We start from the raw sequence: 13,788 nt of genomic DNA on the forward strand, positions 1-13,788 counted from the left end.
ATCCTGCAGCGCGAGGATCATTCCCTGGAAGGTTTTGATATCGTATTTTTGCATAGTAATTCGCGCAATTCTTTGAGTAAAAGGTCTGTCTAAAACAGAGAAAAATAACAATCAAGTATACCCAGATATTTGGCATGGGAGTAGAGCTAATCTTGATTAATTCCTAGGCAAAATTCTCCTTTAGTGGATTTTTAATGGCTTATTCGTCCAAATTTTCCTAAAAGGGAGTTTTTGATGACTTTATAGCTTGAGATGTTGTGATGAGGTGGCTAAAATGCAGCCATCTTTGGGGAGTAGCTTACTTGATAGATGCCAAGTTTATCAGGTTCGTCTGTCAACATAATTGGTGCAAAATCACCATGGCGTTCGAGGCTCATGCTCATGAGCTTAGCAAGACCTTAGATAAACATCGTGAACCGGGGTGGGGCGCGAGGTTTGTCTTTGGTTAAAAAACTATAATCCCTGCCCCAATGAGCATGTCGTGAGCGTTTTAGCTATTTCAATTACTACCGTAGCCTTAGCAGAAATTGGCGATAAGACCCAATTGCTATCCTTGCTACTGGCGAGTCGATACCGTAAACCCATTCCCATTATTGCAGCGATCTTTTTTGCCACTATTGCCAACCACGCTTTAGCTGCATGGCTCGGGGTCGTGGTTGCGGATTACCTTTCTCCAGAAGTCTTAAAATGGGTGGTCGTTGTCAGCTTTTTAGCCATGGCGGCTTGGGTTCTGATTCCAGACAAACTGGATGACGATGAAGAGATCTCCAATAGTGGCCCGTTCGTTGCCAGCTTTATTGCTTTTTTCATTGCGGAAATTGGCGATAAAACTCAGATTGCCACCTCTATCTTAGGAGCTCAATACTCCGATGCCTTAACTTGGGTCATTCTAGGTACGACGATAGGTATGCTGCTCGCCAATGTTCCGGTAGTTCTGATTGGCAAATTGTCCGCCGATAAGATGCCCCTTGGCTTGATCCGAAAAGTGACTGCATTGCTGTTTGTTGCTTTGGCTGTCGCAGCTGCCGTTTTCTCTTAAGCGTCGGTATTTTTCAGTTTGGCGACCAGGTAGAGTTTTAATCTGGTCGCATTTTCGTTGATTGGCGTCTTGTTGATGTCGCTGAAAAGTGTGGTAAGTTTCCTTCAAGCACGACTCAAATTGATGATATGACACGCAAAGCGCACTCTATCTTGATGATATTGTGGTTGCTTAATTATTAAACAGTCTGAGTTTGTTTTACTTTTGCAACTTTCTGTTTTATATAAAAATTTATCCATATTGAAGCAAGGCGATAGTCCGGTTAGTTTTTATGCATCTCTACTCGTAAGGTATTGTCATGAAAACAAAACTTCTATCTATTCTGATTACTTCAACATTGGCGTTTTCCACCCACTCTTTGGCTGACTCTAACTTAGACAGTATGTCGAAGTTGACGATCATTCCTAATCACAACCCTTATCTGATACGAAACTTTAACCCATACGCAGTTTCTCGTTTGCATACGGCTAGAGACTTTATTTTTGAGCCTTTGGTTATCTTTAACGAGTTAAAAGGTAATGTTCCTGAGTACCGTCTTGCGACGGGGTATGCGATGAGTGATGATCTGCTGAGTATCACTTTTGACCTTCGCGAAGGAGTGAAATGGTCAGATGGTGAAACCTTCGATGCCGATGATGTATTATTTACCTTTGACCTTGTGCGTAAAAACCCGAACATCGATGATCGTGGTATCAACAGCAAAATTAAGTCGGTTGAGAAATTGGGGCCATATCAGGTGCGTTTTAATCTAGACAAGGTGAATACCAATATCGGTTATGAGATCGCTCAAGTGCCTGTTGTCCCTGAACATCAATGGAAGTCCATTGAGGATCCTGCCGCATTCATGAACCCAACCCCTGTTGGTACAGGACCATTTACTGAGCTGCCTCAATTTACTTCAACACTATTTCTTCAGTGTCGTAATGCGCACTATTGGGATCAAGCGAACCTAGATGTCGACTGTTTACGCGTCCCGCAAATGAATCACAACGACCAAGTGCTCGCTGAGTTGATGAACTCGCGCATCGACTGGGCTGGATCTTTTGTTCCTGATATTGACCAAACCTACATGAAAGCGTCAAATAACCATGGTTATTGGTACCCACCCGCAGGGACCCAAGCATTTATGTTTAACTATGCATCGAAAGATAAAGTCAAACATGCGGTGCTGAACGATATTAATTTCCGTCGTGCTTTCTCTATGGCGATCGACCGCCAGACATTGATTGATATCGCCAACTACGGAAATGCGGTCTTGAATGACTTTGCTTCTGGTTTGGGCTATGCGTTTGAAGCTTGGTCAGATGAAAAAGTGCATAACCAGTACAAGCCATTTATGACTTACTCGCCTGAGAAGGCCAAAGCGTTACTCGCTAAGTCGGGTTATAAAGATATCGACAATGATGGCTTTGTTGAGTCTCCGTCGGGTGAAAAATTTGAATTGAGCATTCAGTCTCCGCAAGGATGGACTGATTTCAATAACACGGTAATGCTTGCCGCAGAGCAGCTCGTCAGTGTTGGGATTAAGGTCAAAGCACGTACGCCTGATTTTTCAATCTACAACAAGAGTATGTTAGGGGCAGACTACGACATTGCGTATACCAACTACTTCCATGGACCTACCCCGCACAAATATTGGGACAGTGGTTACCACTCACGCTTGCAAGCATCTGAAGGAATGCCTCGATTTGCGATGCACCACTGGAAGAGTGATAAGTTAGATAACTTGTTGGATAGTTTCTATAAGACGGCTGACATTAAAGAGCAGAGAGCCATCGCTCACTCAATTCAAAAGACCATTGCTGAAAATCAGGTCACGGTTCCTGTGTTGTCTGGGCCGAATTTCTACCAATACAATACGACCCGCTTTACTGGCTGGTGGAATGCGGATAACCCGAAAGGGCGCCCGATGATTTGGGAAGGCACGCCTGAGCGCTTACTGCATGTGCTTGATCTAAAGCCTCGTAGCTAGCGGCAAGAGCACGCCAATCTTCAAGGCCCTGATTTCGATTAGGGCCTTTATTTTTCAATGGGAAAGCAAGTTTCGTGACGCATTGAGTAGATTTGGTAGAAGTCGTGATCGCTGACATATTAGTGTCACAGCTGTCATGCTAATTTAATCTTGTGGATGATAGCGAGAGGGCAAGTTTATGCTTACACGTTACATGGGGATGACCCCAAAAAGTCAGAGTTATTTGTTCACCTTTGGTCTCGCCTTATGCTTACTAGCAATGGTGCTCACCGACATGTGGTTACCCATTGTCGCCGGGACATTTATTTTAACTGGGTTGACAGTAGAGGCGTGGATTCGCGTTGCACACATTATCCCTATGCATGAAGAGATGAGAGCGATGAGAAAACAGCTCGACAAGCTCCAATCGGAAGTCCGCACCTTAGAATATGATGAATAATTGAAAGCAGCCGTCGGGCTGCTTTTTTTATCCAATTTTTGAAGTGGAACGTAAACTGTCGGCACTAGTATTGCTCAGCTCGAAGGGGCTGTTACAACTAGTGTCATGCGCCAGTTTTGTTTTATTTTACGTATTGTCGAAACCGTTGAAACTCGCTTACCGCGCAAGCTTGAGATCAACGCACTTGCTGACACTTTAAACGTCAGTCGATGGCACCTTCAGCATGAATTTAAACGCTATACGGGGATTCCTCTGGGGCGTTACTACCGCTTGCGTTTGCTGACGTTAGCGATGAAGGCGCTGGCGTGCTCAGAGCGAAACGTGCTCGATATTGCGCTCGACTACGGGTTTGAATCGCAAGAAGCCTTGTATCGCGCTGTTAGACAAAACTTCCTCATATCTCCAAAGCATTTTAAACGCAACCCAACCTTGGCCAAGTACTTCGGTGTGCCGCCAATTGATATTAGCTACTTAACGTTTTTTCAGCGAATGCAATCTTGTCCACCTGAGGAAGTGATTTTCCCTGCAGACACCTTTTATGGCGTGACCAGTGACTTTGCTTCGGTTTTTTTTGATGAAAAAGAGACTGGCGATAAAGTTGAGCAGATGTGGCAAGCGTTTGTTGAGGCGACCGCGGACTGGCGACATGAGAAACGGGACTATTATACGTTGGAATACCGTAATAATTGTTCGGTAAGATCCGGTCAATTTCAGATGCTGGCGGTGTGCAATGGGGAAAGGCAAGGCTCACCACTCCCTATGGCTCGGATCGATCTGCCACAGCGTAAAATGTGGCGTTTTCAATTGTCCCACAACCCACCTCTAAAGGCCCTATTTGTCTACCTCAACCAAGTCTTTTGTATCCCACGTAAACTGACTCTTAAGCGTTTACCCTACATTTGGCAAATGGATAGCGAAGGAGAGCTAGTGTTTTGGGTCGAACTCAGAAGCTTTGCAGGGCCAGCAACGCTGCCCTCGTCGATTCAGTTGCTTACTCGAATGGATGAGCAATCTTTTTCTGGTCGCCTTGAAGGGTTGGATATCCCGCAGACTTGTGTGGAGAAAAGCCAACGTTTGGCGTTTGTGTTAAACCACTTTAGAACATCATTACCTAAGCTAAACTCAGGTTCTGAAAAGTTGCTGATTGGGCGACCGATGAGCTCGGATTACACTCCTAGCCACGATTATCGCGTGAGCCGGATTACCCTAGAAGGTGGTGGTACAACCTTTGTGGCGTCGGGCATGATCTTAAAGTGTGTTTTGCAGGGAAACTTGGCGAAAATTGGCGAAGACCTAGATAGCCTTTACTTCTCTCACTTACACGAGGTGGGGTATGTATTGCGTCAAGGGTTTGAGTGGCTAACCCGCGCAGAAGAACTGCCGGGACAAGAGTGGCATATTGAACTGCTTATCCCGGTTTCTAAGCGTTAGCGATAATCAAACAACGTGACGGTTTGTTCGCTATTTTGAGTCAGTTTAAAACTGGTCGAAGAGAACTGGGGTGGACCTGTCAGAATGTTATTGCCAGAGTAGCCAAGCGGCTCTTTTGGCATCATACCGGCCATGGTCAGCTCATTATTCCCGTCAATATCTTGAAAAGTAAAAATGTCATACTCTCCAGCAGGGATTTGCTTAAGCAGGATTGATGACGATGCTGCAACTGCCTGCGCCATATGTTCCGCGACCACATTACTGTGTTTATCTCGCACTCCAATATAGAGATTTCCGCCCTCTTCGGTGATACCTGTGACAGTCACTTTCAGATCATGCTTTTTACTCGCGTCTATGGTGACGTCTTCGCTCTCGTTACACCCGATTAATGCTATAGAGGTCACCATTAGGGCAATCAGTTTTCTTTTCATTAGGAACTCCTTGTCAGATTTAATGGATTGAGCTGTTGTTGTCGCTGTTTAATGAGTGGCGGAATAAAGAGCAACAATGCGACAGCAACTAAGCAGAGGTTGAAATTTGGCTGGAAGTTAAAGTGACCTAATGCAAATGGTGCTAAAGCAAAAATCACCACGTAATGCCAAGTAAAAACGTGTAGGGAATAGCGGCCAAGAAGCGCCAGTGGCTTAAACGCGAGCGCATTGGGTTTGCAGTGTAATAGCCAAGAAAATAAGTAGACCAATAGCATCAAGTTAAAGGCTCTTAACCAGCCGATGAGCGGCTTATCTGCGAGTTCGTACAGTGTTCCATTGTGGATCCCATACTCGGCCAATACGTTGCGATTGAGGAAGAAAATGATCGTTGTGATGACAGCTACTGCAGCCGTGACAGAGCGATACTTAAACCAGTTTATCGTCTGGTGCTTAGCGTAGTATCCCAAGGTGATGCCTATAACAAATATCAATTGCCAAGCCAGTAAACTGAAGTAGCCAGTATTGAGTTCACTATCAGGGAAAAGCGGAGTGAGCCACTCAGACAGGTTAATCGCTCGACTCGACAGCCAAAGCAAAGTACTGACCAGTAGCACTTGGGTCGTACGACCGCTTTGCAATTGGGTTAGGACGAGCGGAGCAAGTAGCAGGAAAACAATGTACATCGGTAAAATATCGAAATACGCTGGCTTGTGAATCAAAGTGGCACTTGCCGCGACCGCAAGCAGTTTGTTCTCCGTTAGACCAGGGAATGTCGTGTCGTAAAAGGCCTGAATTGAAGGCTCTAGTGAGATTTGTAGCGACGCTATGATCAGTAAGCCGACAATAGCAGCCATGTGATAGAAATAGAGTTGCTTAGCTCTGCGGAAAAGTTTTTGGCGGGTCACTTGGCGATCATAAGCCGAGTATATTAGCCCAACCATTAGGCCTGAAATGAGAATAAAGCCTTCCGCTGCACCGACTTGTCCGAGCGGTTGAAGAGTAAAGTATTGAATATCTGCCCAACCCACGGTAATCCATATAAAGTGGTTAACAGACATGATCAGCAGTAAAGTGCCGCGAATCGCATCAATGGAATGATTACGTTGCATAAAGTTTCCTCCCTTAATACTGCTAGCTTAGAAGGGAGGAAAAATTAAAAACTGACTAATTGTGTGGTGAGTTGATGAAGTGCGATCTCGCAGTTAGCTTAGCTAAGCCCTTTTTTGATGAGATACAGGTAGGGTAACGCCTCTGTTTGTGAACCAATTAACTGATGATCCATAAAACGACAGAAGCTAGGGATATCTCGAGTGGTTGAAGGGTCGTCTGCTTTTACCAACAAAACTTCACCATCTTGCATGGTTCTAATTGTCTTCCTGACCATCATTACTGGCTCTGGGCAACGTAATCCTTCTGCCTCTAGTGTTTTATCTGCCTGCTCTGGATTGAATGTCATGGTCATATCTATATTTACCTCAATTGGGCCTAGATGATACTGCTGGAGAAAAAATATTCAATAACCCCTTGGCAAAGTGATCATTTTGTTTTAACTTAGTTAACAAGTTGGTAACATTTAAAACGGGGAGCGAATCTTATGACAGCTTTAGATCGGCTAACTATCTATTCAGTGCTGTGTTTTATTTCTTTTTGCGCTCTTGTTTTACGTTCACCATCTGAATCGTCATCTTTTATGCCATTGCTTGGTATGGGAGCGACGGTTGTAGGGATTTGGCTCGAGATGCATCGCTGGCCGAGCGCATCTGAAGAGCAGGAGAACGGCCAGTAGACTTCCAACTGCTGTCCGCGCTTGTCACTACATTCAACTACATTCCGACACTATCCCCAGTTTTCTTGGGCTTCCCCGCTGAAAAGCGGGATTTTTTTTGCCTGAAAAAGGTACAATGTTGCATCCAACTCTAACTACCTTGGCAGAACGTGGAACTAGAAGACATCTATCGCCGTGATCTGAATTTGCTGGTGGCACTGCGTGTTTTAATCGAAGAGTGCAGTGTAAGCAAAGCGGCAAACCGTTTAAATCTAAGTCAATCGGCAATGAGCCGAGTACTTGGTCGGCTGCGTGACTTGTTAGGAGACCCTTTATTTACTCGCCAAGGACAGCATTTAATACCGACGGAGAAAGCTCTGGAAATTGATCGGTCTTTGGGTGAGCCTTTAGAATCTTTACGACAATTGCTTTCCCCATTGGAGTTCGACCCGAAAAGTTGCGATCAGACGTTTACCATAGCCACGACCGATTACGCGATGCAAACCATTTTGCCGTTTGCGCTGCCGCGTATTTATCAAGAAGCGCCGAACGTCTCGTTTAACTTTTTACCCTTGCAGCATGACCGCTTGGCAGATCAGCTTACTTACGAAAATGCCGATTTAGCCATTTGTCGCCCGATTGGTCCTGTTGAGCCTCTACGTAGCGAGATCTTAGGCCGAGTAGGGGTGCTTTGTTTGCTCTCTAAGCAGCATCCATTAGCCAGCGAAGAGATGAGTTTGGCCGATTACCTGACTTATCCGCATGCGATGATAGCGATTAGCGATGGAGTTAAGGCGTTGATTGAGGGAGCTCTTATCGATCAACCAAAACGTAAGATGGTGCTGCGTGCTTATCATTTGGAAGCGGCATTAGCGATTGTCGATACCATGCCTATCATTATTACCGTACCTGCTGACTTAGCGTACTTAGTGGCAGAACGTTATGACCTGGCGATTAAACCATTGCCGTTCCAGTTCACCCCGTTTGATTACTCAATGATTTGGCATCCGCGTTGTGAACATTCTCCGGCTCAGGAGTGGCTGCGAGGAATTGTAAAGGAAGAGTGCAGTCGCTTGATTGCTAAACGCATTGACGATATTGGATTGGACTAAACAGGCTAAATGTAAAAGAGCCAGCATTACAGGTGCTGGCTCTTTTTCTGTGTAGCGTTTATTACAGCTTAATCACAACGCGCCCCGTTACTTGGCCGTTAGTTATATCTTCTGCGTATTTTGGTGCTTCGGCTAATTCAACTTCGGTACATGCTTGCTCGAAGTAGGCTTCTGGTAGTAGCTCAACCAGTTTTTCCCATGCAGCGATTCGCTTATCTGTTGGACACATGACGGAATCCACACCCTGTAGGCGTACGTTACGTAGGATGAATGGCATTACTGTTGTTGGTAGGTCAAAGCCACCAGCCAGACCACATGCTGCAACTACGCTGTTGTAATCCATTTGAGCGAGAACTTTCGCGAGCACTTTGTTGCCAACAGTATCAACCGCACCTGCCCAAACTTGTTTTTCTAGTGGGCGCGCTGGCTCTTCAAACTCGCCACGCTCAATGATGCGGCTCGCACCAAGCTTTTCAAGTAGTGGACCATTTTCTTCAATACGACCTGTAACAGCTACCACTTTGTAGCCTAGCGTTGAAAGAAGCGTCACCGCTACTGAGCCAACGCCACCACTTGCGCCAGTGACTAGGATTTCGCCGTCTTCTGGTTTCACACCACCATCAATGATTGCTTGAACACACAGCATTGCAGTGAAGCCCGCAGTACCGACCATCATTGCTTTTTTGCTGTCGATGCCTTTCGGTAGTGGCACTAGCCAATCTGCTTTTAGACGTGCACGCTGTGCCATGCCGCCCCAGTGGTTCTCACCCACACCCCAGCCAGTAAGCACAACTTTGTCGCCTGCTTGGTAACGGTCATCTACTGAGCTCACTACAGTACCTGCTAGGTCGATACCCGGTACCATAGGGAAGTTACGGATGATTTTCCCTTTACCTGTGATTGCTAAACCGTCTTTGTAGTTTAGTGATGAGTAATCAACATCGATCAGTACTTCGCCTTCTGGCAGTTGCGTTTCATCAATCTGTTCGATGGTTGCGATAGTACGTTTTTCTTCTTGGTTTAGAATCAGTGCGTTAAACATAGTGATCTCCACAAATAGAGCAGCAATTTAAAAACTGGATCTGAGTGTAGACCTAAAATGGATATGACTAAAATGAAACTTTAGCATTATATGTATGCGCATCACGCATTTTAACTTGATGCATGTGGCCAAAATGAATAAAGCCAGTCTGATGACTGGCTTTGCTTTAAGAGAGGAAGAATTTGTACGACGGGTTGTCGGTTTCATCCTTACATTGATAGCCCAGCTCACGTAAGTGAGAAGAGAACTGAGAGAGATCAGACTCATCAAGCTCAAAACCACACAGGACACGGCCATAGTCTGCACCGTGGTTCCGGTAGTTAAATAGGCTGATATTCCAGTGCGTTCCCAGCGTGCTTAAGAACTTCAGCAGAGCTCCAGGGTATTCAGGGAACTCAAAACTGTACAAACGCTCTTTTAGAGGCTTAGACGGTTTACCACCGATCATGTAACGAACGTGCAGTTTCGCCATTTCGTCGTCCGAAAGGTCTACCACTGGGTAGCCACCTTCACGCAGATCATGAATGATGTTATCCAGCTCTTCTTGACCGCCTTGCAGGCGAACACCGACAAAGATATTAGCTAACGCGTCATCGTTATAACGGTAGTTAAACTCAGTGACGGCTCGGCCGCCAATGAGATTACAGAACTCAAAGAAGGCGCCTTGGCGTTCAGGAATGGTTACTGCCAGTAAGCCTTCACGTTTTTCACCTAGCTCACAGCGTTCTGAAACATAGCGTAAACCGTGGAAGTTGGTGTTGGCACCAGAAAGTACTGTACCTAACTGCTTATCTTTAAGTTGGTTTTGCTCGGCGAACTTCTTCAATCCCGCCAAAGCTAACGCACCAGAAGGTTCAGCAATCGCACGAGTATCTTCAAAGATATCTTTAACTGCGGCGCAGATTTCATCACTGGAAACAGAGATATGACCATCAATGTATTTTTCACACAAACGGAAGGTCTCTTCACCAATGCGCTTAACGGCAACACCGTCGGCAAACATGCTAACCTGGTCGAGTACGACTGGCTCACCCGCATCTAGTGCTGCTTTTAGACAAGCAGAATCTTCAGGCTCAACCGCAATCACTTTGATTTCAGGCATCAGCTGTTTCACCAGTACCGCAACACCTGCAGCAAGACCTCCGCCACCGACAGGCACGAAGATATAATCGAGGTGACCATTTTGCTGCAGCATTTCCATGCCGATCGTACCTTGACCTGCAATCACAAGTGGATGATCGAATGGTGGCACAAAGGTGTAACCATGCTCAGCAGACAAGCGCTCTGCTTCAGCTTTGGCTTCATCAAAATTGCTGCCGTGTAAAACCACGTTACCGCCAAACCCCCGAACCGCTTCGACTTTGATGTCTGGGGTGGTTTTTGGCATCACAATAGTGGTCTTAATACCTAGCTTGGTGCCAGACAGCGCCATACCTTGAGCGTGATTACCTGCTGATGCCGCAATTACGCCTGCTGCTTTTTGCTCATCCGTGAGGCTCGCCACCATGTTGTAAGCACCGCGCAGCTTGAACGAGTGCACCGGTTGGCGGTCTTCACGTTTGATTTGTACATTGTTGCCAATGCGAGCTGCCAAGCGAGGCATCTCTTGAAGTGGCGTTACCGTTGCCACTTCGTAGACTGGAGCTCTTAATATCTGGCGCAGATAGTCTGCGCCAGTTTGGTTCGTCAGAGTCATAAGCTAGTCCTCTAGCTTAGATTTATCTCGTACAGCGCCTTTGTCAGCACTGGTCGCCATACTTGCGTACGCTTTAAGTGCAAATGAAACGTCACGTTGACGGTCAACAGGCTTCCAACCTAGCTCGTCTTGTTTTGCACGGCGCTCTGCAAGCTCTTGTTCAGATACTTCTAGAGAGATTGAACGGTTAGGAATATCGATGGCGATCATATCACCCTCTTTCACCAAGCCGATCGCACCGCCATTTGCTGCTTCTGGAGAGGCATGGCCAATGGAAAGGCCAGAAGTACCGCCCGAGAAACGGCCATCAGTCAGTAGTGCACACTCTTTACCAAGCCCCATCGATTTTAGGTAAGTGGTTGGGTAAAGCATTTCTTGCATGCCCGGACCACCTTTAGGACCTTCGTAACGAATAACGACTACATCGCCGGCTTTGACTTTGCCACCTAAGATGCCTTCAACCGCATCTTCTTGGCTTTCAAATACTACCGCAGGGCCAGTGAACTTATGGATGCTTTCATCAACGCCTGCTGTCTTAACGATACAGCCATCAAGCGCAATGTTGCCTGAAAGTACTGCTAGGCCGCCTTCTTGGCTAAAGGCATTTTCTTTGGTACGGATACAACCTTCAGCACGGTCATCATCAAGGCGGTCCCAACGACAATCTTGAGAGAATGCTTTAGTCGTACGAATACCAGCAGGGCCTGCGCGGAAGAACTTTAATACATCTTCGTCTTCAGTTTGGATGATGTCGTATTTCGCGAGCTGTTCTTTCATTGAAAGACCAAGTACCGTACGAGCTTCATTATGAAGCAGGCCTGCGCGGTCGAGTTCACCAAGAATCGCCATCACACCACCTGCGCGATGTACGTCTTCCATGTGATATTTCTGGGTTGATGGTGCCACTTTACATAAGTGAGGAACCTGGCGAGATAGGCGATCGATATCTTCCATATCGAAGTCAACTTCTCCTTCTTGCGCTGCTGCAAGTAGGTGAAGGATAGTGTTGGTAGAGCCACCCATCGCGATATCTAGTGCCATGGCATTTTCAAACGCATCAAATGTTGCGATGTTGCGTGGCAATGCAGATTCGTCGTCTTGCTCGTAGTAACGTTTAGTTAGTTCAACAATGCGTTTACCTGCGTTGATGAACAGCTGCTCACGGTCTGCGTGCGTTGCTAGCATTGAGCCATTACCTGGCTGAGAAAGGCCTAGTGCTTCAGTTAGACAGTTCATCGAGTTTGCCGTGAACATACCTGAACATGAACCACAAGTAGGACAAGCACTGCGCTCGATCTGCTCACTCTGTTCGTCGGAGACTTTCGGATCTGCGCCTTGGATCATGGCATCTACAAGATCGAGTTTTATGATTTGGTCAGAAAGCTTGGTTTTACCCGCTTCCATCGGACCACCAGAAACAAAGATTACAGGGATGTTTAGGCGCATTGACGCCATCAGCATTCCCGGAGTGATTTTGTCACAGTTAGAGATACATACCATCGCATCGGCACAGTGTGCATTAACCATGTACTCTACTGAGTCAGCGATAAGCTCACGTGAAGGCAGCGAGTAAAGCATGCCGCCATGGCCCATCGCGATACCATCATCAACGGCGATGGTGTTAAATTCTTTGGCGATACCGCCAGCTTTTTCGATTTCACCTGCAACCAATTGCCCCATATCTTTTAGGTGAACGTGGCCAGGTACAAATTGCGTGAATGAGTTCACGACAGCGATGATTGGTTTACCGAAGTCTTCGTCTTTTACCCCAGTTGCACGCCAAAGGGCGCGAGCACCGGCCATATTGCGACCATGAGTGGTGGTTGCTGATCTGTATTTAGGCATCTTACTACTTCCTTATTTTGCCGCGTCTTCTGGGTATACGTAGTCCAACCAACCCCACTTATCTTCAGTGGTGCCGTTGAATAGACCAAAGTAAGCTTCTTGCAGCTCTTTAGTGATTGGGCCGCGCTTACCTGTGCCGACTTCAATTTTATCGATAGTTGCAACAGGAACGACCTCTGCTGCAGTACCTGTCATGAATACTTCATCTGCTAGGTAAAGTGCTTCGCGAGCAATGTTTGCTTCACGCACTTCATAGCCGCGATCACGAGCGATAGTCATGATTGAATCACGTGTAATACCAGGCAAGATGGCGCTGGTTGCTGGTGGAGTAGTGATCACGCCATCTTTAATTACAAAGATGTTCTCACCTGCACCTTCAGATAGGTAACCATCTACGCTTAGTGCGATACCTTCGTCGTAACCGTGACGACGAGCTTCGCCACCGACTAGTAGTGAAGATAGGTAGTTACCACCTGCCTTTGCGGCAGTAGGAATCGTATTTGGTGCAGCGCGGTTCCAGCTTGAGATCATCGCATCTACACCAGCTTCTAGCGCTTCTTCACCAAGGTATGAACCCCAAGGGAAGGCTGCAATGATTAGGTCCATTTCAGTACCCACAGGTGGGCATACACCCAGACCGACGTTACCGACAAAACCAAGTGGACGAATGTATGCACTGTCTAGTTTGTTTTGGCGTAGCGTTTCACGCGTTGCTTCCATGATTTCCTCAACTGTGTAAGGGATTGGGAAGCGATAGATTTTTGCAGAGTCCTTAAGACGTTTTGCGTGCTCTAGATGACGGAAGACAATTGGGCCTTTTGGTGTGTTGTAGCATCGTACGCCTTCAAATACTGAAGTGCCGTAGTGCATAGCATGGGTCAAAACGTGGACGTTTGCCTCAGCCCAAGGAACCATTTCACCATTAAACCAAATGTAATCTGCTGTTTTTGTAGCCATTTATTGCCTTCCTTATGCACAAATCTTTTGTTGTAGGTTGTTATTTGGGAGTTCGTCAC

The 13,788-nt window shown here is 46.4% G+C and carries 13 protein-coding genes; 6 read left to right on the forward strand and 7 right to left on the reverse strand.

Annotated features, from left to right (window positions below):
• Positions 1–481: 481 nt before the first annotated feature.
• The 4 genes from AC4MRV_RS20010 (at position 482) to AC4MRV_RS20025 (ending at position 4,881) form a co-directional block, all read left to right on the forward strand.
• On the forward strand, positions 482–1,039 hold the full coding sequence (locus AC4MRV_RS20010) for a TMEM165/GDT1 family protein (protein ID WP_491189066.1): 558 nt from the start codon (positions 482–484) through the stop codon (positions 1,037–1,039).
• Between the two features lie 298 nt (positions 1,040–1,337).
• The gene (locus AC4MRV_RS20015) at positions 1,338–3,011 is read left to right on the forward strand and encodes an ABC transporter substrate-binding protein (RefSeq protein ID WP_491189067.1); all 1,674 of its coding nucleotides are present in this window, start codon (positions 1,338–1,340) and stop codon (positions 3,009–3,011) included.
• Between the two features lie 178 nt (positions 3,012–3,189).
• Positions 3,190–3,450 (forward strand): hypothetical protein, encoded by a 261-nt coding sequence (locus tag AC4MRV_RS20020; RefSeq protein ID WP_491189068.1) that lies wholly within the window; start codon positions 3,190–3,192, stop codon positions 3,448–3,450.
• A gap of 105 nt (positions 3,451–3,555) precedes the next feature.
• Positions 3,556–4,881, forward strand: a complete 1,326-nt coding sequence (locus AC4MRV_RS20025; RefSeq protein ID WP_491189069.1) for a helix-turn-helix transcriptional regulator — start codon at positions 3,556–3,558, stop codon at positions 4,879–4,881.
• Here AC4MRV_RS20025 and AC4MRV_RS20030 read toward each other — a convergent pair.
• The 3 genes from AC4MRV_RS20030 to tusA all read right to left on the reverse strand — a co-directional run bounded on the left by AC4MRV_RS20030 (position 4,878) and on the right by tusA (position 6,768).
• Positions 4,878–5,312 carry a DUF2141 domain-containing protein gene (locus tag AC4MRV_RS20030; RefSeq protein ID WP_491189070.1) on the reverse strand — a complete coding sequence of 145 codons (435 nt, stop codon included), beginning with the start codon at positions 5,310–5,312 and terminating at the stop codon, positions 4,878–4,880. The genes AC4MRV_RS20025 and AC4MRV_RS20030 overlap by 4 nt on opposite strands.
• Positions 5,312–6,421, reverse strand: a complete 1,110-nt coding sequence (opgC, locus tag AC4MRV_RS20035; RefSeq protein ID WP_491189071.1) for an OpgC domain-containing protein — start codon at positions 6,419–6,421, stop codon at positions 5,312–5,314. Before opgC ends, AC4MRV_RS20030 begins: the two co-directional genes overlap by 1 nt.
• A gap of 98 nt (positions 6,422–6,519) precedes the next feature.
• Positions 6,520–6,768, reverse strand: a complete 249-nt coding sequence (tusA, locus tag AC4MRV_RS20040; RefSeq protein WP_491189078.1) for a sulfurtransferase TusA — start codon at positions 6,766–6,768, stop codon at positions 6,520–6,522.
• 138 nt (positions 6,769–6,906) lie between these two features.
• Between tusA and AC4MRV_RS20045 the strand changes: the two genes are divergently transcribed.
• The gene (locus AC4MRV_RS20045) at positions 6,907–7,098 is read left to right on the forward strand and encodes a hypothetical protein (protein WP_491189072.1); all 192 of its coding nucleotides are present in this window, start codon (positions 6,907–6,909) and stop codon (positions 7,096–7,098) included.
• A 149-nt stretch (positions 7,099–7,247) separates the two neighbouring features.
• A complete protein-coding gene (locus AC4MRV_RS20050; RefSeq protein WP_491189073.1) occupies positions 7,248–8,189 on the forward strand; it encodes a LysR family transcriptional regulator in 942 nt (313 codons plus the stop codon).
• 61 nt (positions 8,190–8,250) lie between these two features.
• Here AC4MRV_RS20050 and acuI read toward each other — a convergent pair whose 3' ends face one another.
• The 4 genes from acuI to ilvE all read right to left on the reverse strand — a co-directional run bounded on the left by acuI (position 8,251) and on the right by ilvE (position 13,729).
• A complete protein-coding gene (gene acuI / locus AC4MRV_RS20055; RefSeq protein WP_491189074.1) occupies positions 8,251–9,231 on the reverse strand; it encodes an acrylyl-CoA reductase (NADPH) in 981 nt (326 codons plus the stop codon).
• 166 nt (positions 9,232–9,397) lie between these two features.
• Positions 9,398–10,927, reverse strand: coding sequence for a threonine ammonia-lyase, biosynthetic (gene ilvA / locus AC4MRV_RS20060; RefSeq protein WP_491189075.1), 1,530 nt, complete (start codon positions 10,925–10,927; stop codon positions 9,398–9,400).
• A gap of 3 nt (positions 10,928–10,930) precedes the next feature.
• Entirely contained in the window at positions 10,931–12,772 is a 1,842-nt protein-coding gene (gene ilvD, locus AC4MRV_RS20065; RefSeq protein ID WP_491189076.1) for a dihydroxy-acid dehydratase, read from the reverse strand.
• 12 nt (positions 12,773–12,784) lie between these two features.
• Complete coding sequence (ilvE, locus tag AC4MRV_RS20070) at positions 12,785–13,729, reverse strand: branched-chain-amino-acid transaminase (RefSeq protein ID WP_491189077.1); 945 nt, start codon at positions 13,727–13,729, stop codon at positions 12,785–12,787.
• Positions 13,730–13,788 lie beyond the last annotated feature (59 nt).

Source organism: Vibrio sp. (assembly GCF_984391705.1).